24 protein-coding genes are annotated in these 26,175 nt (G+C 69.4%); 17 read left to right on the forward strand and 7 right to left on the reverse strand.

The annotated features are described in order from the left end of the window. Positions 1-109: 109 nt before the first annotated feature. From ACZ6ZP_RS08770 to ACZ6ZP_RS08810, 9 genes are all read left to right on the forward strand, one after another. Positions 110-859, forward strand: coding sequence for a GntR family transcriptional regulator (locus tag ACZ6ZP_RS08770; RefSeq protein WP_351159371.1), 750 nt, complete (start codon positions 110-112; stop codon positions 857-859). Positions 860-977: 118 nt separating this feature from the next. After that, positions 978-1,979 (forward strand): sugar ABC transporter substrate-binding protein, encoded by a 1,002-nt coding sequence (locus ACZ6ZP_RS08775; RefSeq protein WP_351158919.1) that lies wholly within the window; start codon positions 978-980, stop codon positions 1,977-1,979. 95 nt (positions 1,980-2,074) lie between these two features. Continuing rightward, a complete protein-coding gene (locus tag ACZ6ZP_RS08780) occupies positions 2,075-3,088 on the forward strand; it encodes a sugar ABC transporter substrate-binding protein (protein ID WP_399973393.1) in 1,014 nt (337 codons plus the stop codon). Next, complete coding sequence (locus ACZ6ZP_RS08785; RefSeq protein WP_351158924.1) at positions 3,085-4,146, forward strand: ABC transporter permease; 1,062 nt, start codon at positions 3,085-3,087, stop codon at positions 4,144-4,146. The genes ACZ6ZP_RS08780 and ACZ6ZP_RS08785 overlap by 4 nt, the downstream gene beginning before the upstream one ends. Then, positions 4,143-4,961 carry an ATP-binding cassette domain-containing protein gene (locus ACZ6ZP_RS08790; RefSeq protein ID WP_469406125.1) on the forward strand — a complete coding sequence of 273 codons (819 nt, stop codon included), beginning with the start codon at positions 4,143-4,145 and terminating at the stop codon, positions 4,959-4,961. Before ACZ6ZP_RS08785 ends, ACZ6ZP_RS08790 begins: the two co-directional genes overlap by 4 nt. 211 nt (positions 4,962-5,172) lie before the next feature. Beyond that, complete coding sequence (locus ACZ6ZP_RS08795) at positions 5,173-6,330, forward strand: ROK family glucokinase (RefSeq protein WP_351158929.1); 1,158 nt, start codon at positions 5,173-5,175, stop codon at positions 6,328-6,330. A gap of 3 nt (positions 6,331-6,333) precedes the next feature. After that, positions 6,334-6,936, forward strand: a complete 603-nt coding sequence (locus ACZ6ZP_RS08800) for a sugar kinase (protein ID WP_351158932.1) — start codon at positions 6,334-6,336, stop codon at positions 6,934-6,936. Between the two features lie 44 nt (positions 6,937-6,980). Further along, positions 6,981-8,309 (forward strand): sulfite oxidase, encoded by a 1,329-nt coding sequence (locus tag ACZ6ZP_RS08805; protein ID WP_469406128.1) that lies wholly within the window; start codon positions 6,981-6,983, stop codon positions 8,307-8,309. Between the two features lie 34 nt (positions 8,310-8,343). Continuing rightward, a complete protein-coding gene (locus ACZ6ZP_RS08810; protein WP_469406130.1) occupies positions 8,344-9,369 on the forward strand; it encodes a hypothetical protein in 1,026 nt (341 codons plus the stop codon). Between the two features lie 38 nt (positions 9,370-9,407). Here ACZ6ZP_RS08810 and ACZ6ZP_RS08815 read toward each other — a convergent pair whose 3' ends face one another. Next, positions 9,408-11,435: a TerD family protein gene (locus ACZ6ZP_RS08815; protein WP_469406549.1), complete on the reverse strand. Its 2,028-nt coding sequence runs from the start codon at positions 11,433-11,435 to the stop codon at positions 9,408-9,410. Between the two features lie 731 nt (positions 11,436-12,166). Next, on the reverse strand, positions 12,167-13,099 hold the full coding sequence (locus tag ACZ6ZP_RS08820; RefSeq protein ID WP_469406131.1) for an ornithine cyclodeaminase family protein: 933 nt from the start codon (positions 13,097-13,099) through the stop codon (positions 12,167-12,169). A gap of 261 nt (positions 13,100-13,360) precedes the next feature. Between ACZ6ZP_RS08820 and pcaDC the strand changes: the two genes are divergently transcribed. Genes pcaDC through ACZ6ZP_RS08835 form a run of 3 tightly spaced genes read left to right on the forward strand, consistent with a single transcriptional unit; the run spans position 13,361 to position 16,150 of the window. Continuing rightward, positions 13,361-14,659, forward strand: a complete 1,299-nt coding sequence (gene pcaDC, locus ACZ6ZP_RS08825) for a bifunctional 3-oxoadipate enol-lactonase/4-carboxymuconolactone decarboxylase PcaDC (RefSeq protein WP_351158943.1) — start codon at positions 13,361-13,363, stop codon at positions 14,657-14,659. A 33-nt stretch (positions 14,660-14,692) separates the two neighbouring features. Beyond that, the gene (locus ACZ6ZP_RS08830; protein WP_351159374.1) at positions 14,693-15,325 is read left to right on the forward strand and encodes an MBL fold metallo-hydrolase; all 633 of its coding nucleotides are present in this window, start codon (positions 14,693-14,695) and stop codon (positions 15,323-15,325) included. Between the two features lie 45 nt (positions 15,326-15,370). Next, positions 15,371-16,150 carry an exodeoxyribonuclease III gene (locus ACZ6ZP_RS08835; protein ID WP_366462994.1) on the forward strand — a complete coding sequence of 260 codons (780 nt, stop codon included), beginning with the start codon at positions 15,371-15,373 and terminating at the stop codon, positions 16,148-16,150. A gap of 87 nt (positions 16,151-16,237) precedes the next feature. Here the strand turns inward: ACZ6ZP_RS08835 and ACZ6ZP_RS08840 are convergent, their stop codons facing one another. Both ACZ6ZP_RS08840 and ACZ6ZP_RS08845 read right to left on the reverse strand, forming a co-directional pair. After that, complete coding sequence (locus ACZ6ZP_RS08840) at positions 16,238-18,037, reverse strand: SGNH/GDSL hydrolase family protein (protein ID WP_469406134.1); 1,800 nt, start codon at positions 18,035-18,037, stop codon at positions 16,238-16,240. A 142-nt stretch (positions 18,038-18,179) separates the two neighbouring features. Beyond that, positions 18,180-18,311: a hypothetical protein gene (locus tag ACZ6ZP_RS08845; protein ID WP_351158950.1), complete on the reverse strand. Its 132-nt coding sequence runs from the start codon at positions 18,309-18,311 to the stop codon at positions 18,180-18,182. A gap of 226 nt (positions 18,312-18,537) precedes the next feature. Between ACZ6ZP_RS08845 and ACZ6ZP_RS08850 the strand changes: the two genes are divergently transcribed. The 5 genes from ACZ6ZP_RS08850 to ACZ6ZP_RS08870 all read left to right on the forward strand — a co-directional run bounded on the left by ACZ6ZP_RS08850 (position 18,538) and on the right by ACZ6ZP_RS08870 (position 22,285). Further along, positions 18,538-18,978 (forward strand): DUF6278 family protein, encoded by a 441-nt coding sequence (locus tag ACZ6ZP_RS08850; RefSeq protein WP_351158953.1) that lies wholly within the window; start codon positions 18,538-18,540, stop codon positions 18,976-18,978. Between the two features lie 121 nt (positions 18,979-19,099). Beyond that, complete coding sequence (locus tag ACZ6ZP_RS08855; protein WP_361461994.1) at positions 19,100-19,843, forward strand: amino acid ABC transporter ATP-binding protein; 744 nt, start codon at positions 19,100-19,102, stop codon at positions 19,841-19,843. A gap of 16 nt (positions 19,844-19,859) precedes the next feature. Continuing rightward, positions 19,860-20,765 (forward strand): glutamate ABC transporter substrate-binding protein, encoded by a 906-nt coding sequence (locus ACZ6ZP_RS08860; RefSeq protein ID WP_351158958.1) that lies wholly within the window; start codon positions 19,860-19,862, stop codon positions 20,763-20,765. A gap of 9 nt (positions 20,766-20,774) precedes the next feature. Next, positions 20,775-21,419: an amino acid ABC transporter permease gene (locus ACZ6ZP_RS08865; protein ID WP_469406136.1), complete on the forward strand. Its 645-nt coding sequence runs from the start codon at positions 20,775-20,777 to the stop codon at positions 21,417-21,419. Then, positions 21,416-22,285 (forward strand): amino acid ABC transporter permease, encoded by an 870-nt coding sequence (locus tag ACZ6ZP_RS08870; protein WP_361461989.1) that lies wholly within the window; start codon positions 21,416-21,418, stop codon positions 22,283-22,285. Before ACZ6ZP_RS08865 ends, ACZ6ZP_RS08870 begins: the two co-directional genes overlap by 4 nt. A 38-nt stretch (positions 22,286-22,323) precedes the next feature. Here ACZ6ZP_RS08870 and ACZ6ZP_RS08875 read toward each other — a convergent pair whose 3' ends face one another. The 3 genes from ACZ6ZP_RS08875 to ACZ6ZP_RS08885 all read right to left on the reverse strand — a co-directional run bounded on the left by ACZ6ZP_RS08875 (position 22,324) and on the right by ACZ6ZP_RS08885 (position 26,141). Beyond that, the gene (locus ACZ6ZP_RS08875) at positions 22,324-23,928 is read right to left on the reverse strand and encodes a CocE/NonD family hydrolase (RefSeq protein WP_469406138.1); all 1,605 of its coding nucleotides are present in this window, start codon (positions 23,926-23,928) and stop codon (positions 22,324-22,326) included. Between the two features lie 109 nt (positions 23,929-24,037). After that, entirely contained in the window at positions 24,038-25,237 is a 1,200-nt protein-coding gene (locus ACZ6ZP_RS08880; protein ID WP_383817557.1) for a L,D-transpeptidase, read from the reverse strand. Between the two features lie 145 nt (positions 25,238-25,382). After that, positions 25,383-26,141 carry a hypothetical protein gene (locus ACZ6ZP_RS08885; protein WP_366462997.1) on the reverse strand — a complete coding sequence of 253 codons (759 nt, stop codon included), beginning with the start codon at positions 26,139-26,141 and terminating at the stop codon, positions 25,383-25,385. Positions 26,142-26,175: the final 34 nt, after the last annotated feature.

Genomic DNA, 26,175 nt, shown 5'->3' on the forward strand with positions numbered 1-26,175 from the left:
CCCCGCGATCCTGTCAATCCTTTGTCCGGACAACAGAACTTCAGAACTTCCCGTCATCATTTCCTGCGACTACGCTCGCCACGTGCCCAAATCTGCCGCCAAATCAGCCGTGGACCCGACCGTCTCCCTCCAGCTCGGCGTCGACCGCAGCAGCCCGGTCCCGCTGTACTTCCAGCTGTCCCAGCAGCTGGAGGCGGCGATCGAGCGAGGCGCCCTGACACCGGGCACCCTGCTCGGCAACGAGATCGAGCTCGCGGGCCGCCTCGGCCTGTCCCGGCCGACCGTCCGCCAGGCCATCCAGTCGCTCGTCGACAAGGGGCTGCTCGTGCGCCGCAGGGGCGTCGGCACCCAGGTCGTGCACAGCCAGGTCAAGCGCCCCCTCGAACTCAGCAGCCTCTACGACGACCTGGAGGCGGCGGGCCAGCGCCCCGAGACTCGCGTCCTGCGCAACACCGTCGAGCCCGCGTCCGCCGAGGTCGCAGCCAGGCTCGGCGTCGCGGAAGGCGACGAGGTGCACCTGGTCGAGCGGCTCCGCCTGGCCCACGGCGAACCGATGGCCTGCCTCCGCAACCACATCCCGTCCGGCCTGCTCGGCCTGGACACCGCACGCCTGGAGGCCACCGGCCTCTACCGCATGATGCGCGCCGCGGGCATCACCCTGCACAGCGCGCGCCAGTCCGTGGGCGCCCGCGCCGCCACCGCCGACGAGGGCGAGCGGCTCGGCGAGCCCGCAGGGGCCCCGCTGCTCACGATGCAGCGCACGACCTTCGACGACACGGGCCGCGCGGTCGAGTTCGGCTCGCACATCTACCGGGCCTCGCGCTACTCCTTCGAGTTCCAGCTCCTCGTACGGCCGTAGCCCTCCGGCACATCACCGTCGTAAGAATGTTCTGACAAAGCCATTGACGCTGCCGCGCGCCCGCCGCTAGAACTCCCCCAGCCGCACTAGGGCGGCCGGGAGAAGAGGTGGCCCCACCATGCGTACAGCCCGCACGGCAGCAGCTCTCATAGCGGTGATCGCGCTCACGGCCGGGTGCAGCGGCTCCGGCGGCAAGGACGACGAGGACAAGTCGGGCGACGACGGGGGAGGCGGCAAGGGCGTGAACACGCCGCGCCTCAAGATCGCGATGGTCACGCACTCCGGCGAGGGCGACACGTTCTGGGACATCGTCCAGAGCGGCGCCAAGCAGGCGGCCCGCAAGGACAACGTCGACTTCCTCTACTCGAACGACAAAGAGGCCAAGGGACAGGCCGAGCTCGTCCAGTCGGCGATCGACAAGAAGGTCGACGGCATCGTCGTGACCCTGGCCAAGCCCGAGGCGATGAAGACGGTCCTCGGCAAGGCGGAGGCCGCCGGGATACCCGTCGTCACGATCAACTCCGGCGGCGAGTTCTCCGCCGACTTCGGCGCGCTGAGCCACATCGGGCAGGACGAGTCCGTGGCGGGCGAGGCCGTCGGCGACGAGCTCAACAAGCGCGGCAAGAAGAAGGTGCTCTGCGTCATCCACGAACAGGGCAACGTCTCCCTGGAGCAGCGCTGCGACGGCGTCAAGAAGACCCTCAAGGGTTCGGTCGAGAACCTGAACGTCGAGGGCACCAACGCGCCGAACGCCCAGTCATCCATCAGTGCGAAACTCCAGGCGACCAAGGACATCGACGCGGTGGTCACGCTCGGCGCGCCCATCGCCGCCCTCTCGGTGAAGGCCAAGGAAGACGCCGGAGACGCGGCCAGCAAGGCCGAGGTCGCCACCTTCGACCTGAACGCCGAGGTCGTCAAGCGCCTGAAGGCCAAGGAGGTCGGCTTCGCCGTCGACCAGCAGCCCTACCTCCAGGGCTACCTCGCCATCGACGAACTGTGGCTCTACAAGACCAACGCGAACGTCCTCGGGGGCGGCAAGCCCGTCCTCACCGGACCCGCGATCGTCACCGAGAAGGACGTGCCGAAGCTCGAGAAGTACACCGCCCGCGGTACCCGATGAACACATGCGTGATCCGCGTGGTCGATACTTGGGCGGCCGGGGCCGGGCATCCGGACCGGCCACACCGAGGAGCAGAGCTAGAAGGGCACGGCGTCGTGGCAAGGGTTCAGACAGGGGTACGTGCGGTGGGCGCCGTGCTGGTCGCGGTGCTCGGGGTGTCCCTCGCGGGGTGCAGCAGCACCGGTGGCAAGCGCGCCGAGGACGCACGCAAGGCGGCGACGGCACAGGGCAAGGCCGCGGTGAACACGCCGAACTGGACGTTCGGCATGGTGACCCACTCGGGTGACGGCGACACGTTCTGGGACATCGTCCAGAGCGGCGCCAAGCAGGCCGCCGTCAAGGACAACATCAACTTCCTGTACGCCCACAATGCCGAGGCCCAGCAGCAGGCCCAGCTCGTGGACTCGTACATCGACAAGCGGGTCGACGGCATCATCGTCACGCTCGCCAAGCCCGCCGCCATGAAGGGCGCCCTGGCCCGCGCCAAGAAGGCCGGCATCCCGGTGATCACGGTGAACTCCGGCTCCGCGGAGTCCAAGGAATTCGGCGCGCTCACCCACATCGGCCAGGACGAGACGATCGCGGGCGAGGCCGTCGGCGAGGAGCTCAACAAGCGCGGCAAGAAGAAGGCGCTCTGCATCCTGCACGAGCAGGGCAACGTCGGCCACGAGCAGCGCTGCGAGGGCGCCAAGAAGACCTTCGACGGCAAGATGCAGAACCTGTACGTGACCGGCACGAACATGCCCGACGTGCAGTCCTCCATCGAGGCCAGGCTCCAGTCCGACAAGGCCATCGACTCGGTGGTCACGCTCGGCGCGCCCTTCGCGGACACCGCGGTGAAGGCCGCCGACAGCGCGGGCAGCAAGGCCGAGGTCGACACCTTCGACCTGAACGAGAAGGTCGCTGCGGGCCTGAAGGACGGCACGCTCGGCTTCGCCGTCGACCAGCAGCCCTACCTCCAGGGCTACGAGGCCGTGGACCTGCTCTGGCTCTACAAGTACAACGCCGACGTCCTCGGCGGCGGCAAGCCGGTCCTCACCGGACCGCAGATCGTCACCAAGGACCAGGCCGCCAAGCTGGAGGAATACGCGAAGCGAGGGACGCGATGACAGCGACCGCACCGGCGCCGGCGCCTTCGCCGGACACCAAGGCCGACGAGCGCCTCCTGAAGGCATCGCCGCTGAAGAAGCTGATGGGCCGCCCCGAGCTCGGCTCGGTCGTCGGCGCCGTCGCCGTCTTCGTCTTCTTCGCGGTCGCCGCGGACAGCTTCCTGCAGACCAACAGCCTCGCCACGGTGCTCTACGCGGCATCGACGCTCGGCATCATGGCGGTGCCGGTGGCCCTGCTGATGATCGGCGGCGAGTTCGACCTGTCGGCGGGCGTCATGGTGACGACCTCCGCGCTGATCTCGTCGATGTTCAGCTACCAGATGACGGCCAACGTCTGGGTCGGCGTCCTCGTCTCGCTCGTCGCCACCCTCGGGGTCGGCGTCTTCAACGGCGTGATGCTGACACGCACCGACCCGCCGAGCTTCATCATCACGCTCGGTACGTTCCTGATGCTGACCGGCATGAACCTCGGCTTCACCAAGCTGATCAGCGGCACGGTCTCCACGAAGTCGATCGCCGACATGGAGGGCTTCTCCTCCGCCAAGGACGTCTTCGCCTCGACGATCACCATCGGCGGCGTCGACTTCAAGATCACGATCCTCTGGTGGCTCGGCCTGATCGCGGTCGCCACCTGGATCCTGCTCCGCACCCGCGTCGGCAACTGGATCTTCGCGGTCGGCGGCGGCGAGGACGCGGCCCGCGCGGTCGGTGTCCCGGTCGCGGCGACCAAGATCGGCCTCTACATGGGCGTCGCCTTCGGCGCCTGGATCTCGGGCCAGCACCTGCTCTTCTCGTACGACGTCGTCCAGTCGGGCGAAGGCGTCGGCAACGAACTGATCTACATCATCGCGGCCGTCATCGGCGGCTGTCTGATCACCGGCGGATACGGCTCTGCGGTCGGCGCGGCCGTCGGCGCCCTCATCTTCGGCATGGTCAGCAAGGGCATCGTGTTCGCCGAGTGGAACCCGGACTGGTTCAAGTTCTTCCTCGGAGTGATGCTGCTCCTGGCGACCCTGCTCAACCACTGGGTCCGCAAGCGCGCGGAGGCGACGAAGTGACCGACACGACCGATGTCACCGACGCGGTGCCGACGGCGGAAGGCACTCCGCTCGTCGAGCTCGACGACGTCAGTAAGTACTACGGCAACATCCGCGCCCTCGAAGGCGTCTCCCTGGAGGTCCACGCGGGCGAGATCTCCTGCGTCCTCGGCGACAACGGCGCGGGCAAGTCGACCCTCATCAAGATCATCGCGGGTCTGCACCGGCACGACGCGGGAGAGTTCCGCATCGACGGCGAGGACGCGAAGCTGGGCTCGCCGCGCGAGGCCCTGGACCGCGGTATCGCCACGGTCTACCAGGACCTCGCCGTGGTCCCGCTGATGCCGGTCTGGCGCAACTTCTTCCTCGGCTCCGAGCCGAGGAAGGGCGTGGGCCCCTTCAAGCGCCTGGACGTCGACCTCATGCGCGCGACGACCCGCGCGGAGCTGCTGCGCATGGGCATCGACCTGCGCGACGTCGACCAGCCCATCGGCACCCTGTCGGGCGGCGAGCGCCAGTGCGTGGCGATCGCCCGCGCCGTCTACTTCGGCGCCAAGGTCCTGGTCCTCGACGAGCCGACCGCCGCCCTTGGCGTCAAGCAGTCCGGCGTCGTCCTGAAGTACGTGGCGGCCGCGCGGGACGCGGGCCTCGGAGTGGTCTTGATCACCCACAACCCGCACCACGCGTACCTGGTCGGCAACCGCTTCGTCCTCCTCAAGCGCGGCACCATGTTCGGCAGCTACGCGCGTGACGAGGTCACCCTGGACGAGCTCACCCGCCAGATGGCGGGCGGCAGCGAACTGGACGACCTCCGTCACGAACTGGAGAAGCGCTGAGCAGCGCCCCGTAAGGGGCGCGGGGAACTGCGCGCTCAGCCCAGGAAAAGCCGCAGTCGCGACTGCTCTGTGACCCAGCAGACGCGTCTGCGGCTTCTTCGTGGTTGCTCGCGCAGTTCCCCGCGCCCCTGACGGGGCGCACCCCGGAGCTACGGGGTGCGCCCCGGGTCCGTTGTGCGCGCCCCCGCGAGAGTGAGGCAGAATCGCCGCAATGAGCACCTACCGCGATCTCGCGCACCGCGGCTCCGCACGAGCCACCGTTCTGCGGACCGTGGGCACGCGTGAGCGCCGATCCCATCTGACGGCGCCCCGCGTCCCCACCGTCGGCATCGACATCGGCGGCACGAAGGTGATGGCGGGCGTCGTCGACGCCGACGGCAACATCCTGGAGACGCTCCGCACGGAGACCCCGGACAAGTCCAAGAGCCCCAAGGTCGTCGAGGACACCATCGTCGAGCTGGTCCTGGACCTCTCCGACCGGCACGACGTGCACGCCGTGGGCATCGGCGCGGCGGGCTGGGTCGACGCGGACCGCAACCGCGTCCTGTTCGCCCCGCACCTCTCCTGGCGCAACGAACCCCTCCGCGACCGCATCTCGGGTCGCCTCGCGGTCCCCGTGCTCGTCGACAACGACGCGAACACCGCCGCGTGGGCGGAGTGGCGCTTCGGCGCGGCCCGCGGCGAGGACCACCTGGTCATGATCACGCTCGGCACCGGCATCGGCGGCGCGATCCTGGAGGACGGCCAGGTCAAGCGCGGCAAGTTCGGCGTGGCCGGAGAGTTCGGCCATATGCAGGTCGTCCCCGGCGGCCACCGCTGCCCGTGCGGCAACCGCGGCTGCTGGGAGCAGTACAGCTCCGGGAACGCGCTGGTCAGGGAGGCCCGCGAGCTCGCCGCGGCCGACTCCCCGGTGGCGTACGGGATCATCGAGCGGGTCAAGGGCAACATCCCCGACATCACGGGCCCCCTGATCACGGAGCTGGCCCGCGACGGCGACGCGATGTGCGTGGAGCTGCTCCAGGACATCGGCCAGTGGCTGGGCGTCGGCATCGCGAACCTCGCGGCGGCCCTCGACCCGTCCTGCTTCGTGATCGGCGGCGGCGTCTCGGCCGCCGACGACCTCCTGATCGGCCCGGCCCGCGACGCCTTCCGCCGCCAGCTGACGGGCCGCGGCTACCGCCCCGAGGCCCGTATCGCCCGCGCCCAGCTGGGCCCCGAGGCGGGCATGGTGGGCGCCGCCGACCTGGCGCGCCTGGTGGCCCGCCGCTTCCGCAGGGCCAACCGCCGCCGGGTGGAGCGCTACGAACGCTACGAGCGTTACGCGGAGGCGCGCCGCACCAATGACCGCACCTCTCAGGGAACTCTGTAAGTGATGACCGTGCCCCGCCAACCCTCGTCCCCGGACTCCGCGGGCTCCCCGGATCATGCCGACGAGGGGAGCGGCCCCCGCGAGGACCGCCGCCACATGATCCGCCGCCGTTGGCTGACGGCCACGATCATCGTGCTCCTGATCGGCGTACCGGCCGGCTATCTGGTGATCTCCGCGAACCAGAGCCGCAACAGCGGCCGCGACAAGGAGGCCAAGTACTCCGCGACCGGCCTCACCGCGGGCTGGCCCTCCCGGGTGCAGCGCCGACTCTACGACGTGCCGATCCCCCCGTACTCCCGGGAAGTCGCCTACTACGAGACGAACAACTGGCGCACCAGCCGCCTCTACGCCCAGTTCCTGACGAGCAACAAGGGCCTGGACAAGTTCCTCAAGCAGATCGGCACGAGCACCAAGACGCTGAAGAAGAACGACATCACCATCAGCAAGCGCGACCGCAAGGTGGTCGGCTGGGAGTTCACGGACCCGGGCCCCTGGCTCGGCCTCACCCACGTGAAGAAGGACCCGGCGCCGACCCTGGACGTGGTGGTGAACCGCGTCAACTCGGAGCACCCGATGGTCTATGTAGTGTCTACGACAACCCCGTAACTGGCGTGTTTCATCGGTGAGTTGCCCGCGGGGCGGCTCGTACGATGACGCCCATGATCTCTGAAGAGGCGTACGACGGACGTCGACGTGCCCAGTGGCTCGCGGGGGAGGCGCGGGCGGACGGCGTGGCCCGCAGGGACATGCTGCGGCTGCTGGCCGCGGCCGGGGCGGTGGCGACGCTGCCGGTGACGCTGGGAGCGCCCCGGGCGCAGGCGGCGACCGGCACAGGGGCAACCGGCACAGCGGCGACCGGCACAGCGGCGACCGGCACAGGGGCAACCGGCACAGCGGCAGCCGGGATCGTGAAACCGCTCCCCGCGGACCGCTTCACGATCCGCGGCACGAACGCGGAAACGAAATTCGAGGCGCTCGCCGGCACCCCCTTCCACACCCCCGTGTCCCACTTCTTCGTACGCAACCACACGGCGACGCCCCGCCTGGACGCGAAGACCTGGACGCTGCGCGTCTGGGGCGACGGACTGACCGGAGGCGAGAGGGAGTTCACGCTCGCGGACCTCAAGAGCCTCCCGTCGGTGACGCGCACCGCCTTCGTCGAGTGCGCGGGCAACGGCAGGAGCTTCTTCACGACCCAGCAGGGCCAACCGGCATCGGGCACGGCCTGGACCCTGGGAGCGATCGGCAACGCCCGCTGGCGCGGCGTACGCCTCTCCGAAGTCCTGCGCAGGGCAGGCGTGTCGCGCCACGCGGTGGACGTGATGCCGAGCGGTCTGGACGCGGAGTACGTCACGGACGACGGCACGAACCTGGGCCGGGTCCGCCGCCCGCTGCCACTGACCAAGGCGCTGGACGACGTGATCCTGGCCTACGAGATGAACGGCGCCCCACTGCCTCCGGACCACGGCTACCCGGTGAGGGTCCTGGTCCCGGCGTGGGTGGGCATCGCGTCGATCAAGTGGGTGGGCGACATCGAGGTCTCGTCCAAACCCCTCTTCTCCCCCTGGAACACGCAGTTCTACCGCCTGTTCGGCGAGGCGTACCCACCGGAGGGCAGCGCCCCCCTGACCCGCCAGACCCTGAAGTCGGCCTTCGAACTCCCGCGGGACGCAAGCTTCGAGGCGGCCACGACCCACCACCTCACCGGCCGCTCCTGGTCGGCGACGGGCGCGATCACCCGGGTGGACATCAGCACGGACGGGGGCACGACATGGCGCCGGGCCCACCTCAAGGACACCCCGCACCGCGCCACTTGGACCCGCTGGACCACCCCCTGGCACCCCAGAACCCCCGGCCCCACCACACTCCTGGCCCGAGCCACAGACACCACGGGCCACACCCAGCCGGAGACGACGGTGCACAATACGCAGGGGTATCTGTTCGATGCGGTGGTGCGGCATGAGGTGCGGGTGAAGTGACAGCCCGGACCGAACGGCCGAGGGAGGGCTTCTGGTGCGTGTCCTGATATCGCCGTCCTACGGCAGCGCGGAGACACGGCGCCACTGGGCCGACACGCTGGCACAGCAGGTGAATTTCACCGACGGCCGGTACTCGGAGGCGCTCACCACTCAGCAGGAGAACTGGCTCCTGGAACTGCACCCGGATGGCATGGCCCGCTTCTGGGGAGCGACGCCCAGTCACGACAAGAAGATGCAGGGTGTGGCGACCGGGGACGTGGTGCTCTTCACGGGCGAGAATCGCGTGCGAGCGGTGGGCGAAGTAGGAGCCGTCTTCCGTAACCGCGACTTGGCCGACCGTCTGTGGCCCCCGTCCGAGGACAGCAAGAGCTGGCACACCGTGTACTCGGTGCTGGACCTCACAGACGCTGCCATCCCCTACGCCGACCTCAACATGGCGATCGGCTACAAATCGGCGCACAACTTTCCCGGCCAGATGGTGCTGACGGACGAGAAGGCGCGCTCGGTACTGGAAGAGTTCATGATCACTCCTGGGACGGAATGGAGCCGTCGGTCCCGGGACGTTGTGCCGCCTGCAGATGAACAGACCCGGCACGCCACGCGCACGGCGGCGCTGGAGGAGCAGCGAACACGGCAGACCTCGTACAGCCGCAGCAAACGCCTCATCATCGTCAATCGCCACGAGTCCAGCCTCGTGAGCGAGTTCAGGCAGCAACTCCTGGTCGAGGGACGCGCGGCGGGTCGCTTCTACTGCCCGGGCGGCATCAGCGACCTCTACGTGACCGATGACAACGGTGCCGAGCTGATAGAGGCCAAGAGCAACTCCGGTCACAGGTACGTACGTGAGGCATTGGGGCAGTTGCTGGACTACGCACCGCACAGCCCACAGGGAGCCGACCGCCTCAGCGCCCTGTTCCCGGACCGCCCGGCCGCGGAGGACATTGCTCTACTGCACCGCTATGGCGTCGATTGTGTCCACCGGGTGGCGCCGGGTCTCTTCGCGAGGGTCCCGGCGCCGAGAGGGTGCCGGGACCGGATGCGTCAGATGTGGTCGGCGTGAGGCCAAGGAGCAGTGGCCGACACGATTGAGCTGGAGCGCTAGTCGGCGTCGCTCGCCTTCGAGCGCCCGGCTTGGCGCTGTCCCAGAGGAGTGACCACGGTCGAGTGGAAGCGGTCGACGGCGGAGTCCACACTGCGAATGAAACCGGACTCGGCATTTCCCCGCGTGCTTCCCACACTCTTGGAGAGCGAGAGCCGGAATCCGCTGATGCGCTGCGATCCCGTCGGGAGCAGGTCACCGGGCTCGGGACGCAGTCGCTCCAGGGTGCCGCGCGGTCCGGTGCCCTCATCCTCGAGGAGGGTCTGGACATGCAGGTCCGCCGGTGCCTCGCTGAGCTGCTTCATCAGCCGCTTCACCCAGGTGAGCGGGTACCCCTGCTCCGGTGCCGGGACCTCGACGGATGTCCTGAGCTTCCCGAGGCGCAGATCGGCGCCGATCGACAGGGTGCCTGCCGCTCCGTCGACACGGATCTCGGCGTGAAGCCGCCCGTCCTCACAGAGCCGGTCCGCCAGCTGCGCGCGACGTGACTGGGGATCGGTCCCACGCTTGGCGCGCTGCACCGGTACGACCTTGGTGCCGAGTTCGCCGCCGAGGCGCAGGCAGACCTGTCGGATGAGGCGTTCCCAGCTTTCGACGACGAGCACAGTGCGGGGATCGCCGGGGCAGAGGGTCTCGTCGTCGATGCCCTTGCGCACGGGAACCCAGGCCGGGCCCATGTTCTGAAATCCGTGGCACCCGGAGTTCTCGTGCTGGAGGTAGTGGAGCAGCTCCTGCAACAGCCATGCGTGGGCTTCATGACGTACGCCCTCATGACGGATCAACATCTGGGCCTGGTGGGTCACTTCGGCCCAGGAGAGGTGCCAGAGGGCCACCTTGTGCTTGCGGCGGCCGTCGATCTTCACATCGACGAGTGGGCTTCCCTCCAGGGCCACGTCGTTGGAGAGAGTGATGACGGCCTCGTACCCGCGTCGGGCGGCGATGTCCATGTAGTCCTGGATCTGCACGTCCTTGAGGGAGTTGCCGTTGGTCTTGGTCTCCACCAGAGCGGTCCACAGTCTTCCGGCGCGTTCGACGCGAATGACTCCGTCCGGGCGCTTCGGGTTCTCGCCGTGGGGGAGAGTGACTTCGGTGAAGGTCTCCATACGCCCCGCGGGGGCTCCGAAGGCGGCGGTGAGACGGCGCCCGAACTCGGGGACCTGAGCCATCACGGACAGCAGGATCGACGTGGCCCTTGTCTCGCGTTCCCGGTCGCTCTTCAGCGTCGTGGCGGGGAACAGCCGGGCAGCCCGCCACGAGTCGTTCTCCGCCAGGGAGACCTTCGGCGCCTTGGGAAGCGTGATCTTCCTCTTGGCCGTACGCAGCCGGCGCGCGGGTGCGGGAGCGGTCGGTTCCTGAACGGACTGAGCAGGGAGAACTGCCACCGCCCCGGACTTCGAATCAGCTTCGGCCGTCGCCTGGGGTGCCGCGGGTTGTGCGGCCTCGCCTTCGGCCTCGCCCGCCGCCTCGGTCTCCTGATCGTCATCCTCGTCGATCTCGATGCCGTAATCGGTGGCCAAGCCCGCAAGGCCCGTTTCGTAGCCCTGCCCCACGGCGCGAAACTTCCACTCCTCGTTGCGCCGGTAGATCTCACCGAAGACGAAGGCGCTCTCCACGCTCGCGTCCGTGATGGCAAAGCCGAGTACGGCGTCGCCGGATCCATCCGTCAGGGTGAGGCGCAGGTTCTCCAACTCGCCGAACTGAGCCCGCTGATGACGGCTTGCAGCAATGACGATCGTGTCGACCTCGGCGGGAAGGGAACTCAGATCGAGCTGGATCCGGTCCTCGTTGCCGTTCTCCGTCGGGGTGAGCCCGAGCAGCTGAACGCTGCCGTCTGTCGCGGCAGGGTTGTTGTAGAAGAAGAAGTCGGCGTTGCTGCGGACTTTCCCCTTATCGCCAAGCAGCAGTACGGATACATCGGCATCACCTTGACCGCTAGGACTGCTCCAGCTCAGGCTGACGATGACAGAGTCTGCATTGGCACTGAGAGCGGACAGAGTTGCGTTGGCGCCTTTAACGATTTCATGCAAGGCGAGATCCCCCCACGGGATGGCAAGGCTGTAAGGCCGTGGCCCAACTGCCTTTTGGGCACGAGACGAAGCTCTCCCCAAGAGCTTGCGCTGAAGCCTACCTGTCTTGGATGCGGCACTCGGCCCGTATGAGAAGAATGGTGAACTCTCAACCAGCCCGTGCCAGGTGCCTGCCGACGAGAGCTGCTGAGCGGCCCCTGCCAGGTGGTGGGACGTCGCCCAGGCCCGCTACAGAGTGGCATTCGCTGCGGTCGGCCTCATCCGCCGAACGCGGAGGGAGAGTTGCTGATCACCCCAGGAGCGGATGCACCGTCAAGGGCTGGTCGGGTGTCCTCGACGGTGTACCGGAGATTCGGGTGTGGATTCCTCCACCCGGCTTCAGCGCGCTCGGATATGTGACCCTGCCGTCCGCGAAGTCTCGGAGGATGACCGCGGGGAAATCGGACCTTGCCCGGTCGGGCTGGAAATGCCCCCTGCGTCGACGGCGATGCTTCACCGCGGAAAGGGATTCAGCCAATCAAGAGGTTCCGGAGATGGGCGACGTCAGCTTGTTGACGTCGTCTTATGAGGGGATGACGCCGGCGTCGATGAGTATCTCGACTTCCTCGCGGTCCAGCCGAATTTCTTTAATAGGGTGCTCAGCCATCACCCCGCAGAGTGATGGTCAAAGCCCGACTGCGGCGGTGGGCAGGCGCAGTACGGCACGGGCCGCGCCGAGGGGCGGAGTGGGCTCAGCTCCTCCACCGCTCAAAGACGGCCGCTCCCACCCCCAGATCCTCCCAGGCCATCCCCGCCGACTTGAACAACCGCGGGCGGTTCGCGGGGATGTCGATCTTGCCTTGTACCAGCTCACCCAGCGTCCGCAGCCGGGTCATGTCGAAGGCGCCCGCGTTCACCGCCAGTGCGATGTCGCCGCACTCCCGCAGCGCCACCCCGTGCGACTCCGCCACCACCAGGCCGCGCCTGAGCAGACCCTCGTCCACCTCGCGGGCGTCCGGTTCGTGCGAGCCCACCGCCGCGACCGTCGCGTGGGGCGGGAGCAGTGCGCTGTCGAAGAGCGGTTCGCGCGCTGTCGTGCAGCAGCAGACCACGTCGGCGGTGGCGACGTCCGCCGGGGTCGCGGGCGCCGCTGAGAGACCTGCCTCGCGGCAACGGTCGACGAAGGCCGCCACCCGCTCCGGGTTCCGGGCCACGACGTCCACGTGGGCCAGGGTCGGGCGTACCGCGCGGACCGCCTCCACGTGGCCCCAGGCCTGGGGGCCGGTGCCGAAGACCAGGAGGCGGCCGGCCTCCGGGACCGCGAGGTGCTTGATCGCGGCTCCCGAGACCGCCGGAGTGCGCAGAGAGGTGAGGGCGATGCCGTCCAGCAGGGCCAGGGGAGTGTGCGTCTCGCCGTCGAGGAGGAGGTACACGCCCTGGACGCGGGGGAGGTCGCGGGACGCGTTCTCGGGCGTGACCGTGGCGATCTTCACTCCGGTGTACGACGTCGTGGCGGACGGCATCAGGAGGAGCTGGCCGCCCGGTACGTCCACGATTCCCCGCGGAGGTTCCGTCTCCGGGTCCAGGCCCGTCTTGAGGACGGCCTCCACCGCCTCGACGGCCGTGGCCATCGGGACGAGCCGGGCCATCGCGTCGGCGTCGATGTAGGGCGGGGCCTCGCTCATGCCTGGTTCCTTTCGGGCTGTTTGCCGGGGGATGTCCGGTCGCGTCGCGTCACGCTCATGATCACCCCCATCGAGCCTTCTCCACCAGGACGCCTTCAGCGTGTGGGCGGGGCTGCGTCGTCGGGGCGAAGTGAACAGGGCGCTTGGCGGCGGGAGTTGAGAACGCCTTCCGCGCGGAATTCCGGCGCCGGACCAGTCCTCCCGATGAGAGCTTCGGCACCCTCTTACTCACGCGTCAGCTCCGCCCGTTAGCGTAGAGCGGTGAGCGAGACGACTACCCCTGCCCTCCAGTACCGATTCGACGGACCCGAAGACGCCCCCGTGCTGATCCTCGGGCCTTCGCTCGGCACCACCTGGCACATGTGGGACCGGCAGGTTCCCGAGCTGGTCAAGCAGTGGCGGGTGTTCCGCTTCGACATGCCCGGACACGGCGGTTCCCCCGCGCACCCCTGCGGCTCCGTCGGCGAGCTCTCCGAGCGGCTTCTCGCCACGCTCGACGAGGTCGGCGTGCAGCGCTTCGGGTACGCGGGCTGCGCCTTCGGCGGCGCGATCGGCGCCGAGCTCGCCCTGCGGCACCCGCAGCGCGTGGCGTCCCTGGCGCTGATATCCGCGTCGCCCCGCTTCGGCAGCGCCGACGAGTTCCGCCAGCGCGGGGTGATCGTGCGGAGCAACGGTCTCGATCCCATCGCGCGCACGTCCCCCGAGCGCTGGTTCACGCCCGGCTTCGCCGCCGCGCAGCCCGCCATCACCGACTGGGCCGTACAGATGGTGCGGACGACCGACCCGGGCTGCTACATCGCCGCCTGCGAGGCCCTCGCCGCCTTCGACGTGCGCGCCGAGCTGAACCGGATCGGCGTGCCCACCCTCGTCCTGGTCGGCTCGGAGGACCAGGTCACCGGGCAGGGCGAGGCCCGCACCCTCGTCGCGGGGATACCGGACGCCCGCCTGGCCGTGGTGCCTGGCGCGTCCCACCTCGCTCCCGTCGAGCAGCCCGCGGCCGTCACGGACCTTCTCGTACGCCACTTCTCCACCGCCTGGCAGATCGCGCCCGACGCCACCGGCACGCACGCCGCGATCAGCGCGGTGCCCGTCAAGCCGGTGCTCGCCCCGCCGCCGCCCGTCTTCCCCGTCGCGGAGATCGGGCCCATGGAACAGCCCGAGGCCGTGGGCGGCGGACGCCCCGACCCGTACGAAGCGGGGATCAAGGTCCGCCGCGAGGTGCTCGGCGACGCGCACGTGGACCGCGCGCTCGCCGCGGCCGACGACTTCTCGGGGGACTTCCAGGAGCTCATCACGCGCTACGCGTGGGGCGAGGTCTGGAACCGCCCCGGCCTCGACCGGCGCTCCCGCAGCTGCGTCACCCTCACCGCGCTCGTCGCCGGCGGCCACCTCGACGAGCTGGCCTTCCACACCCGAGCGGCCCTGCGCAACGGCCTCACCCCGCAGGAGATCAAGGAAGTGCTCCTCCAGGCGGCCGTCTACTGCGGCGTGCCCGCGGCGAACTCCGCCTTCAAGGTGGCCCAGGCCGTGATCCGTGAGGAAACCACGCCCCAGGAGTAGCAGGATGGGGGCATGACGACTGCCGCGAAGCGCATCAAGCTCACGAAGAAGACACACGCCTGTGTCCGCCTGGAGCGGGACGGCCTCAGTCTCGTCATCGACCCCGGCGCCTTCAGCGAACAGGACGCGGCGCTCGGCGCCGACGCGATCCTCGTCACGCACGAGCACCCCGACCACTTCAGCGAGGACCGGCTGCGCGCCGGCATGGAGGCCAACCCGGCCGCCGAGATCTGGACCCTGCGCTCCGTCGCGGAGAAGATCTCGGCCGCCTTCCCGGGGCGGGTGCACACCGTCGGGCACGGCGACACGTTCACGGCCGCCGGGTTCGACGTACAGGTGCACGGCGAGCTGCACGCCGTGATCCACCCGGACATCCCGCGGATCACCAACGTCGGCTATCTGGTGGACGGTTCGGTCTTCCACCCGGGCGACGCGCTGACCGTGCCCGAGCAGCCGGTGGACACGCTGATGCTGCCGGTGATGGCACCCTGGAGCAAGATCTCCGAGGTCATCGACTACGTACGCGAGATCAAGCCGCAGCGTGCCTACGACATCCACGACGCGCTGCTCACGGACCTGGCCCGGCCGATCTACGACGCGCAGATCGGGGCGCTCGGCGGCGCCGAGCACCTGCGGCTCACCCCGGGAGAGTCCGCCGACCTCTGACCGGCGGGCCGGGCACTGTCAGTGGCGCCCGGTAGGTTGTGAAGCATGCGCATTGCCACCTGGAACGTGAACTCGATCACCGCTCGGCTGCCGAGGCTCCTCGCCTGGCTGGAGAGCAGCGGTACGGATGTGCTGTGCATCCAGGAGACCAAGACCACCGCCGAGGGCTTCCCCGCCGCCGAGCTGCGCGAGCTGGGCTACGAGTCGGCGGTGAACGCGACGGGCCGGTGGAACGGCGTCGCGCTGGTCTCCCGCGTAGGCCTCGAAGACGTGACGGTCGGCCTGCCCGGCGGCCCCGAGTACGACGGCGTCCAGGAGCCCCGCGCGATCTCCGCGACCTGCGGCTCCGTGCGCGTCTGGTCGGTGTACGTGCCCAACGGCCGCGAGGTGGACCACGCGCACTTCGCATACAAGCTGCAGTGGTTCGAGGCGCTGAAGGCCTCCGTCGCCGCCGACGCGGCGGGCGCACGGCCCTTCGCGGTCCTCGGTGACTTCAATGTGGCCCCGACCGACGCGGACGTGTGGGACCCCGCCCTGTTCGAGGGCGCCACGCACGTGACCCCCGCCGAGCGCGCGGCGCTGGCCGCGCTGCGCGAGGCGGGCCTCTCGGACGTCGTGCCCCGCCCCCTGAAGTACGACCACCCGTTCACGTACTGGGACTACCGCCAGCTCGGCTTCCCCAAGAACAAGGGCATGCGGATCGACTTGGTGTACGGGAACGAGGCGTTCACGAAGGCGGTGACGGACTCGTACGTCGACCGCGAGGAGCGCAAGGGCAAGGGCGCGTCCGACCACGCGCCGGTCGTGGTGGACCTGGAGCTGTAGCGCTCCGCCGGGTGCGGGGTGAGGGACCTGCGGGCCGGTGAGGGCCGGCCGCGCAGTTCCCCGCGCCCCTTACGGGCCCCTCAGGAATCACTCCGGGACCAGCGCCCCCAGATCCACCGAGTCCGCGATCGCCGCGAGCCCCGCGTCCCCCGGATGCAGATGGTCCCCGCTGTCGTACGCGGCCAGCATCCGCGCCGGATCGGCCGGATCCCGCAGCACCGCGTCGAAGTCCAGGACGGCGTCGAAGTCGCCGCCCGCCCGCAGGTAGTCGTTGACCTTCATCCGCTCGGCATCCGCCGCGGCCGTGCACAGGGTCTCGCCCCGGCAGGGCGCGATCGTCGCGGCCACCACGCGCAGGCCTCGCGCGTGCGCCCGCTCGGCGATCTCCCGCATACCGGCGATCACTTGATCCGCCGACGCGCCCCAGCGGACGTCGTTGACGCCTTCGAAGAGCACGACCGTACGGGCCGACGTCTGGGCGAACACGTCACGGTCCAGGCGGTGCAGCGCGCTCACGCCGCCCGTGTCGGTGGAGACCCCGTCGCCGGGATAGCGGTCCGCGACCACGCGGTTCGCCGAGATCCCCTGGTTCAGCACCCCGAAGCGCGGCACCTCGTCCTGCCGGAGCAGCCGCGTCGCGAGGACGTTGGGCCAGCGGTGGTTCGCGTCCTGCGTCGACTTCACGCCGTCCGTGATGGAGTCGCCGAGCAGCACCACGGAGCCGGGACCGCCGCCCACGTCGACCCCGGTGAGCAGCGGCCAGGTCGTGATCGTCGAGGTGTACGCCGCCGGGGAGCCGTCCGCCGCGTGGTCGCCGGGGCCGCTCACGTACGAGCGCTGTATGGCCTGGCTGTGGACGGGCGCGGTCGTCACCGTCTCGGGGAGGTGGAAGCTCACCAGGAGGTTCGTGTCCTCGGGCACGTCGAAGTCCAGCGGGTCGCTGAACGCCTGGGTACCCGCCGGGACTTGGGTGCCGGTCTTGCCCCGGAACGACAGCCGCCGCGGCTCGCCCCGCGCCCCCGCGCCGGACTCCTGCACCGCCACCGTCGCGCTGCCGATCCGCACCGGCGCGGAGGCGAAGGTGTTGTCGAGCCGGATCCGCACCCGCGGCCCGCCCGTGCTCGTGTGGACGACGAGCCGCACCGTCCGGTCGGCCCACGGGCCCACCGCCGTGTACCCGGCCGTCGACGCCGACCAGCTGCCGGTCCACCCCTTCGCGGGCTGCCGCACGGAGAGCGCGAAGACGTGCAGATCCGGGGCGCCCGGGTCCTTGGGCAGGGTCACCGAAGCGACCTCGCGCCCGCGCGCCACCGGCACGGTCACCACGTACAGCCGTGTCTTCTCGGCGAGTTGGCCGCCGGGGGTGTTCAGATGCGGCAGCGCGACCGCCTTCGTGGCGAGCGGACCAGAGCGCCAGTCCGGTGCCGTCAGGCGGTACGTCCCCTTCGATCCGTCCCGGTAGCGCACCGTGCCCGCGCCGCTGGCCTCGCCGCCCGTGCCCGCGACCAGGAACGCCAGCGCGTCCCCGCGCCCGCGCACCCGCACGGACTGCCCGTCGGCCCGGACGTTGTCCGCCTCGCCCGCGCCCGTGCGGGGCAGCGTGAGCCGCGCCCCGTCCACGGCGAGCGAGCGGCCCGGGGTCCAGCCCGCCGCCGTCAGGTCCTGGGCCGAGAGCGAGCCGCCCGAGCCGTCGAAGTCCGCGTCGCCGGGGCGCGCGTCGTCACTGACCGCCCTGTTGTCGAAGAGCCGCTCCAGGGGGAGCGGCTCGGGTCTGTGCGGGGCGGCCTGCGCCGTCGCCACGGGGGCGACGCCGGCGAGTACCGCGAGTACGGCGGCCGATCCCCAGATACGTGAGATACGCGAGGCACGCGAGCTGCGTGGGCGCACACCAGACCCCTCCCCTTGGCTGAAGCTGACGTGACGACAGGTGCGCCATGAAGCTAAGGAGGTCAGGGAGAAGCGTCAATGAGGTGCGCGTGAACACGACCCGAACTCGCCGGGATGCCGGAATCCGCCGGGTGGCGCCCCGTCAGATGTCCGTGCGGACGCCGATGCCGTCGAGTACACAGTCCAGGCCCGACTGGAGCTTGGCCCGCGGGTCGCCGAAGATGCCGCCGGCGCCGGAGCTGCGCCGGAACGTGGGGTAGCGGCCGGTGTTCATCAGTCAGGTGCACTCCGGGGCACCTCGGTGCAGGCGCGGCCGTACATAGGCGTTGACCGATCCGCGAAGTGCCGCTGCGGACAGCCGAAGAGACCGTCGGCGATTCACCGACGCGTATCGCCGGTTCGCCGACGCGTCGGGCGCACTCGGATGATTCCGTGATCAACTGACGCAAGTTACATTCGTTGGACCGGGGAGCAGAGGCACCCTCACGGAGAGGCCGATCATGAACATCTCCTTCTTCGGCAAGTGGCGCAAGCAGCAGGCCGCCGACCGAAGCCCAGGACTCGCCTCGGCGTTCGACGCGGATCCGGCCGGGGTGGCCGAACTCCTCGCCGAATGCGAGCTGCTGCGCTCCCAGGCAGCCACCGCGGGGCTCGAACTCGACGACTCCCCGGCCTCGTTGACCGCACTCGACCAGCTCCTGCCGCGCTGGCGCGACGACCCCGAGATGCTGCCGTGGCTGGGCAACGACGCGGGCCTGTACCTGGGTTCGGTCATCGTCCGTACGGTGCCCGGCGCCACCTGGCACGTCCTGCCCGGCGGCAGCCCCGTCGTGCAGCTCGCGTCGGGGCGCGAGATCCAGGTGGTGGAGGCGGGGCTCGACTGGGCGGTGACGGGTGCTCCCGAGCTGTCCCAGGTCTACGCGGAGGCGTCGGAGGCGTAGCCGCGGGATGACGTAACTGGAAATACGGTTAATGCCCATACGTGCGTGTCGTCCAGTAAGTCCCGTTTTCGCGTAGATAGTTTGCGCGGACCGAGACCGCCGAGAGTGGGCAGGGCAGGGCATGGCCGTCGATCCGCTGATCGAGCTGCGTGATGTGAACAAGTACTACGGGGAGCTGCATGTCCTCCAGGACATCAACCTCACCGTCGGCAAGGGGGAGGTGGTCGTGGTCATCGGCCCGTCAGGGTCGGGGAAATCAACGCTCTGCAGGACGATCAACCGGCTGGAGACGATCCAGTCGGGAGCCATCGCACTGGACGGGCAGCCGCTTCCGGAAGAGGGCAAGGCGCTGGCCACACTCCGTGCCGACGTGGGCATGGTGTTCCAGTCCTTCAACCTCTTCGCCCACAAGACCGTGCTGCAGAACGTCTCCCTCGCGCCGGTGAAGGTGCGGGGCAAGAAGAAGGAAGACGCCACGCGGCGCTCCCGCGAGCTCCTGGAGCGGGTGGGCCTTGCGACACAGGCCGACAAGTACCCCGCGCAGCTCTCCGGCGGCCAGCAGCAGCGTGTGGCCATCGCACGCGCGCTCGCCATGGAGCCCAAGGTGATGCTCTTCGACGAGCCGACCTCGGCCCTCGACCCCGAGATGATCAATGAAGTGCTCGAGGTCATGCAGGGCCTCGCCCGCGACGGCATGACCATGGTCGTCGTCACCCACGAGATGGGCTTCGCCCGTTCGGCCGCCAACCGTGTCGTCTTCATGGACGCCGGCCGCATCGTCGAGGACCGCGCCCCGGAGGACTTCTTCAGCAACCCGGAGAGCGACCGGGCCAAGGACTTCCTCTCCAAGATCCTCAAGCACTGACGGGGGGACAGCCATGATGCGTACGACACGTCTGCTCGCGGCGCTCGTCCTCGCCGCCTGCGCCGCCACCGCCTGCGGCAAGGAGGGCAGCCCCCCGGTGAAGGGGCCGCAGCCCGACGAACTGCCCAAGTACCAGGTGGCGAAGGGTTTCACGCTGCCGGGCTCCGGCACCTGGAAGAAGGCCAAGAGGCGCGGTCACCTCGTCGTCGGGGCCAAGGAGGACCAGCCCTTCCTCGGCGAGAAGAACCCCGCCACCGGGACGTACTCCGGCTTCGACATCGAGATCGCCAAGATGGTCTCGGCCTCGCTCGGCTTCGAACCGAAGTCGATCCGGTTCAAGACGATCGCCTCGGCGAACCGCGAGACCGCCCTGCAGAACGGGCAGATCGACTACTACGTCGGCACCTACACCATCAACGACCTCCGCAAGAAGCTCGTCGGCTTCGGCGGCCCCTACTACATGGCGGGCCAGGGCCTGCTGGTGCGCTCCGACGAGGACGACATCAAGGGGCCGCGGGACCTGGACGGCAAGAAGGTCTGCTCGGCCGCCGGGTCGACCCCCTACCAGCGCATCCAGAAGGACTACCCGAAGGCGACGCTCGTCGCGTACGACACGTACTCGGTCTGCGTCGACAACCTGCTGACCTATCAGGTCGACGCCGTCACCACCGACGACGCCATCCTCATCGGGTACGCGGCCAAGGTGCCCGACGAGCTCAAGGTGGTCGGCAAGCCGTTCTCGAAGGAGCCCTACGGCATCGGCGTCCCCAAGGGCGACAACACCCTGCGGTTCGCCGTCGACGACGCGCTCGCCGCCCGGGAGAAGAACGGCGACTGGAAGAAGGCCTACGACGCCACCCTGGGCCTCTCCGGAGTCCCGGCGCCGAAGCCGCCCGCCATCGACCGCTACCCGGCGAGCTGAGGAGGCGTCGTGGACGTACTGACAGACAACTTCTCCACCTTCGGCAAAGGGTTCGTCGGCACCGTCGAACTCACCGTCTACGCCTCGATCCTGGCCCTCGTGCTCGGCTTCGTCATGGCGTCGTGCCGGGTGGCGCCGGTCGGCTCCTTCCGGGCGTTCGGCACCGCCTGGGTGACCGTCCTGCGCAACACCCCGCTCACGCTGCTCTTCTTCGCGGTGCTGCTGGGACTCCCGCGCTTCGGACTCGTCCTGCCCTTCAAGGTGTTCGCCGTCCTCGCGCTCGGCTGCTACACCTCCGCCTTCATCTGCGAGGCACTGCGCTCGGGCATCAACACCGTCCCCAAGGGCCAGGGCGAGGCCGCCCGCAGCCTGGGGATGACCTTCGGCCAGACCCTGTCCATGGTCGTGCTCCCGCAGGCCTTCCGGTCCGTCATCCCGCCGGTCGGCTCCACCCTCATCGCCCTCGCCAAGAACTCGGCCATCGCGGGCGCGTTCAGCGTCACCGAGCTGCTCGGCACGTACAAGACGCTCAGTGAGCTCGGCTACAACATCATCTGGACGTTCGTCTGGATCGCCGTCGGCTACCTGATCATCACCCTCGCCATCAGCGCCGTCTTCAATGTCCTCGAGAAGCGCTGGGGAGTCGCCCGATGAAAGCCCTCTCCCACGAATCAACCGCCCTCTACGACGTACCGGGCCCCAGGACCGAGCGCAGGCACAAGCTCTACGGGCTGCTCTCCACCGTGATCCTGCTCGCCCTGGTCGGCTGGATCATCTATCTGCTCTTCGACACCGACCAGTTCACCGCGACGAAGTGGACGCCCTTCGAGTACACGGGCATCCAGGAACTGCTCCTGAAGGGCCTGGGGAACACCCTCAAGGCCTTCGCCATCTCCGCGGTGCTCGCGCTCGCCCTCGGTGGCCTGCTCGCCATGGGGCGGCTCTCCGACCACCGCCCCGTGCGCTGGCTGGCCACGCTCCTCGTGGAGTTCTTCCGCGCGATGCCGGTCCTGGTGATGATCTTCTTCGTCTTCGTGGCGCTGAAGGTCCAGCCGCTGCCGGCCCTGGTCACCGGGCTCACGCTCTACAACGGCTCGGTGCTCGCCGAGGTCTTCCGCTCGGGCGTGAACTCCGTGGAGCGCGGGCAGCGGGAGGCGGCGTACGCGCTCGGGATGCGCAAGACGCAGGTGATGACGCACGTCCTCGTACCGCAGGCCGTGCGCGCCATGCTGCCCGCCATCATCAGCCAGTTGGTGGTCGCCCTCAAGGACACCTCGCTCGGCTATCTGATCACCTATGAGGAGTTCCTCCACGCCGGGAAGCTGATCGCGTCGAACCTCGACTACGATCTACCTTTCATCCCCGTGGTTCTGGTGATCTCGCCGATCTACATCGGGATGTGCATGCTGCTCTCGTGGTTCGCCCAGTGGGTGTCCAAGCGACAGCGGCGCAATCCCAAGACCGAGGCCGCGGAAGTGGCACCGGCCGAACCAGGGACGCTGCTGCCGGGTGCGCAGTAGCTAAAGGGGCCAGGGCCCGACCCGGCAGCAGCCGGTGATCACTGTTCGCGCAGCGGGACCGACACGTACGACGGGTCGGACGCGGGCGAGGAGAAGGTCAGCTGCGCGCCGGACGGGTTGTGCTCGATGTAGAGCGGGTCGACCGTGTCGACCACCAGGGCGAGCCTGTGTCCTGCCGGGACGTCGTAGGCCGTGGAGAACAACTCCAGGTCCACGCCGAACGGCCGGCCGGGGGTCTTGCCGTGGAAGGTGTACGGCGCGTTGCTGACCAGCTTGCCGAGGCCGAGCGGGCCCACGTCGTAGAGGTACGCGACGAGGGTGCCGCTCTCCTTGGTGCTGGTGAGCGTGGTGTGCAGCTTCGCCGTCCCGCGCACCCGCTGCTCCGCGGTGTACTTCTCGGACTGCCACACGCTCGCGTAGCGCCGCGGCAGCAGCGGCACCGACGCCATCGGCGGGATCTTGAGGAACTGGTCCAGGGCGTTCGAGAGCAGCACGGTGCCGCCGTTGGCGCCCGAGTCGACATTCGCGCGGATCGTGGTGGAGCCCGCCAGGTCGATCTTCTTCTTCGTCGCGCCGACGGACTTCCAGTCGGGGTAGCCCTCGTAGCCGCCCGTGGAGCGGGACTTGAGCTGGACGGGCTGCTCGCCGTCGACGCCGTTCTTCTCGCCCTTGAGGTAGCGGTCGAACCAGCGCTGGGTGGAGGTCCAGGTGTCGTTGGGCAGCCCGAGCAGGCCGGTCGCCTCGGCCGTGGCGTGGTCGCCCGGACGGAACTCCAGGCGCTTGGGGCCCGTCAACTGCTCGTAGAACTCGGCGTACTGGTTGGGCGGGAAGATCGTGTCGCCCCAGGCGTTGCCCATCATGATGGCCGCGCCGTTCTTGTTGATCCGGTCGATGTAGGTCGCGGGGGAGCGCTTGGCGCCCCACGCGATCATCTCGTCCTCCTTGTCCAGGTTGGAGGCGAGGAAGTCCTTGAGGGTCTGCTGGAGTTCGGGGCTCGGGCGGCCCGTGAGGATGCCGGCGCCGCCGAGGAGCCCGGCGGCCTGCTGGTGCTGGGTGCGGCCGCTGTAGATCGAGTCGATCAGGTCGGCCCAGCCGCTGAGTGCGGCCACCGCCTTGATCCGCTTGTCGTGCGCGGCGGCGAGCAGGCTGATGCCCGCGCCGTACGAGACGCCGCCCATGCCGACCTTCTCCGGGTCGGCCGGGGTGTTCTCCAGGGTCCAGTCGATGACCTTGGAGGCGTCCGCGATGTCCTCGGGGCCGCCGGTCTCGATCTCGCCGCCGGACTGCCAGAAGCCGCGCGAGTTGTAACTGACCACGACGTAGCCGGAGTTCGCGAGCTTCTGGGCCTGCGCGACGTACTCGATCTGCGGCATGGCCCAGCTGGTGGGCAGCACGATGGCGGGGTACTTCGTGCCGGCGGCGCCGGCCTGCGCGCCCTTGGGCGTGAAGACGTTGGCCTTGAGGATCGTGCCGCCGTCGCCGGGTATGTCGACGAAGCGTACGTCCGCCGAGCTCGCCGCCCGCGGAGCGGCCGCCGGAGCCGCCTGGGCGGCCGGGGCGAGGCCGAAGGCGGCGCCGGCGACGAGAGTCGCCGAGACGGCGCCCACGGTGGTCGTACGCAGAGCCTTGCGCGGTTGTCCCACGGGTCACTCCTTACTCGTGCAAGCAAAGTGACCCGACGGTAACCTCGGCGTCTTACCGGGGGTAACCCGTCGGTAAGTTACGCCACGGTAACGATTGTTGAGCGCTTGATCAGGCGAGCGCGCTCTTCGTCTGCCAGTCGGTCCAGGAGATGTTCCACTCGCCGTAGCCGTTGCCCGGGTCCGGGACGCCCTTCGAGCCGCTGCCGGAGACCTCGAAGGGGTCGCCGACCTGCACCTGGCCGTAGAGCCAGGAGGCGTCGCCGTCGCTCATGCCGATGCAGCCCGAGCTGTGGTTGGTGTTGCCGAAGTACGAGGCGTTCCAGGGAGCCGCGTGCGCGTACATGCCCGACCAGGTCAGACGCATCGAGTTGTCGACCATCTTGTCGTAGGCGTCGCCCAGGCCGACCGTCTCGGAGCGCATGTTGATCGTGCCCTCCTTGGCCATCAGGACGGACGTGCCGCCCCAGGACGCCTTGTCGCCGCCGGGGGTGCCCGCCGACATCGGGACGGTCCTGACGCTCTTCCCGTCGCGCACGAGCGTCGCCTGCTTGCTGTCGAGGTCGACCTTGACCTTCTGGCTCTTGCCGACGGTGAAGCCGGTCGCGTAGTCGCGGACGAACCAGCCGCCGCCGCTGCCCGAGTCGACGCCGTTGAGCTGGGCGTCGAGCTTCACCTTCGTGCCCGACTTCCAGTACTCCTTGGGGCGCCAGTCGATGCGGTCCTTGCCGTCGTAGTTCTTGATCCAGCCCCAGGACCCGGTGGTGTCGTTCGAGGTCGTCACCTTCAGGTGCTTCTCGACGTCGGCCTTGTTCTTCACCGGGTGGTCGAAGACGACCGACAGGGGCTGCGCGACGCCGACCGTGGTGTCCTTGCCGGGCGTCAGGGACAGCTTGTTCACCTGCTCCGGGGCGGCCGTCCTGAAGGAGGTGCGGGCGCTGCCGCCCTCGTCCGTCGTCGCCGTGACCTTGTACGAGGTGCCGGGCGACGCCTTGCGGTCCGAGGTCCAGGTGGTGCCGTTCGCGGCGACCTTGCCGGTGAGCTTCTCGCCCTTCGCGTCCGCGACCGTGACCTGCTTCAGCTTGCCCTCGGCCAGCTTCACCTCGACCGGGGAGCCCGCCTTGGCCTTCTTGCCCTGCAAGTTGACGGATATGTCCGGCTTGTCCGCGGCGGTGTCGGCGGACGCGGGAGTGCTGCCCGAGCAGGCGGTCAGTGCGGCGGCCAGGGTCGCCAGGCCGGCGGCCGTGACCGCGGCTCCGGTGCGGCGGGTGCGTGCGGGGCGTCGGCGACTCGGCGAGCTCAGGGGCCTCAAGGGAACGTACCTCCGTGCGAATGTGGAACTGCACGGAGAGAGGGTCAAAGGTCCCGGTGGGTTGCCTGTTGCCCCGAATTGCCGAATAGGTCACAGAGGCGGGATATGAGCCGGGCGTGACCGTCGGCGCTCGGTGACCGGCCGCCTACTTGGCGCGATGGGACGTGCGCGGCGGCGTGACCGCCGGGGCCGGGGCCTGGGCGGCGCGGGTGACGTCCCCGACCAGCTCGACGACGTCGGGACCGTACGCCTGGGAGTTGACGACCTTCAGGAGCAGGACGAACGTGTTGGCGCCGTGCTTGCGGGCGAGGCGCTCGTGGTGCCGGGCGAGATAGCGGGTCGCCGCCTGGTTGGTGATCGCGCGCTGGCCGCAGAAGAGGAAGACGGGTCTCGCCTCCTGGCCCTGCCCCGCGGTGAGCCGCGCGAGGATCACGTACTCCGCGATGCCGCCCTCCATGCGGTACCGCTCACTGCCGATCTGGAACGCCCCGCGGTCGGGACCCGGCTCCGGGTCGGTGTTGATCCGTACGCCCGGCAGCAGGGAGTGCATGTGCGCGGCCATGCGGCGGTTGGCCGTCGGGGAGCCGACGCAGAACTCCGTGCGTTCGCCGAAGCTCTGCTGGGCGGCGTCGTGCGCGACGAGCTGGGCGTGCGCCCCGCAGTCCTTGATCACCGCGGCCAGCTCCAGGAGCGCGAACACGTCGTGGCGTACGACGGTGAGCTCGGGCCCGCCCGCCTCGCGGTTCACCACGAGCAGCGACTCGGAGTTGTCGGGCAGCCCGAAGAAGGCCTGCTTGCGGCGGAGCTTGCGCCGCCACAGGTAGGTACGGGCGAGCCAGCCCAGCACGGCACCGAGGCCGGCCGCGATCAGGCCGAGGACGACAGTGCGCACGTCTTCAGTCATGGGGGCGCATGCTAGCGGGCTCTAGGACCCGTGT

The organism is Streptomyces sp. NPDC054047 (assembly GCF_055585065.1).

Bases quoted from the DNA above. Each gene is read 5' to 3' on its own strand.
- ACZ6ZP_RS08860 (WP_351158958.1), top strand. From the start codon at position 19,860: ATGCGTACGACACGTCTGCTCGCGGCGCTCGTCCTCGCCGCCTGCGCC.
- ACZ6ZP_RS08845 (WP_351158950.1), bottom strand. From the start codon at position 18,311: ATGAACACCGGCCGCTACCCCACGTTCCGGCGCAGCTCCGGCGCCGGC.
- ACZ6ZP_RS08805 (WP_469406128.1), top strand. From the start codon at position 6,981: ATGACGCCCATGATCTCTGAAGAGGCGTACGACGGACGTCGACGTGCC.
- ACZ6ZP_RS08795 (WP_351158929.1), top strand. From the start codon at position 5,173: ATGAGCACCTACCGCGATCTCGCGCACCGCGGCTCCGCACGAGCCACC.
- ACZ6ZP_RS08855 (WP_361461994.1), top strand. From the start codon at position 19,100: ATGGCCGTCGATCCGCTGATCGAGCTGCGTGATGTGAACAAGTACTAC.
- ACZ6ZP_RS08775 (WP_351158919.1), top strand. From the start codon at position 978: ATGCGTACAGCCCGCACGGCAGCAGCTCTCATAGCGGTGATCGCGCTC.
- ACZ6ZP_RS08800 (WP_351158932.1), top strand. From the start codon at position 6,334: ATGACCGTGCCCCGCCAACCCTCGTCCCCGGACTCCGCGGGCTCCCCG.
- ACZ6ZP_RS08835 (WP_366462994.1), top strand. From the start codon at position 15,371: ATGCGCATTGCCACCTGGAACGTGAACTCGATCACCGCTCGGCTGCCG.
- ACZ6ZP_RS08870 (WP_361461989.1), top strand. From the start codon at position 21,416: ATGAAAGCCCTCTCCCACGAATCAACCGCCCTCTACGACGTACCGGGC.
- ACZ6ZP_RS08785 (WP_351158924.1), top strand. From the start codon at position 3,085: ATGACAGCGACCGCACCGGCGCCGGCGCCTTCGCCGGACACCAAGGCC.
- ACZ6ZP_RS08850 (WP_351158953.1), top strand. From the start codon at position 18,538: ATGAACATCTCCTTCTTCGGCAAGTGGCGCAAGCAGCAGGCCGCCGAC.
- ACZ6ZP_RS08885 (WP_366462997.1), bottom strand. From the start codon at position 26,141: ATGACTGAAGACGTGCGCACTGTCGTCCTCGGCCTGATCGCGGCCGGC.
- ACZ6ZP_RS08820 (WP_469406131.1), bottom strand. From the start codon at position 13,099: ATGAGCGAGGCCCCGCCCTACATCGACGCCGACGCGATGGCCCGGCTC.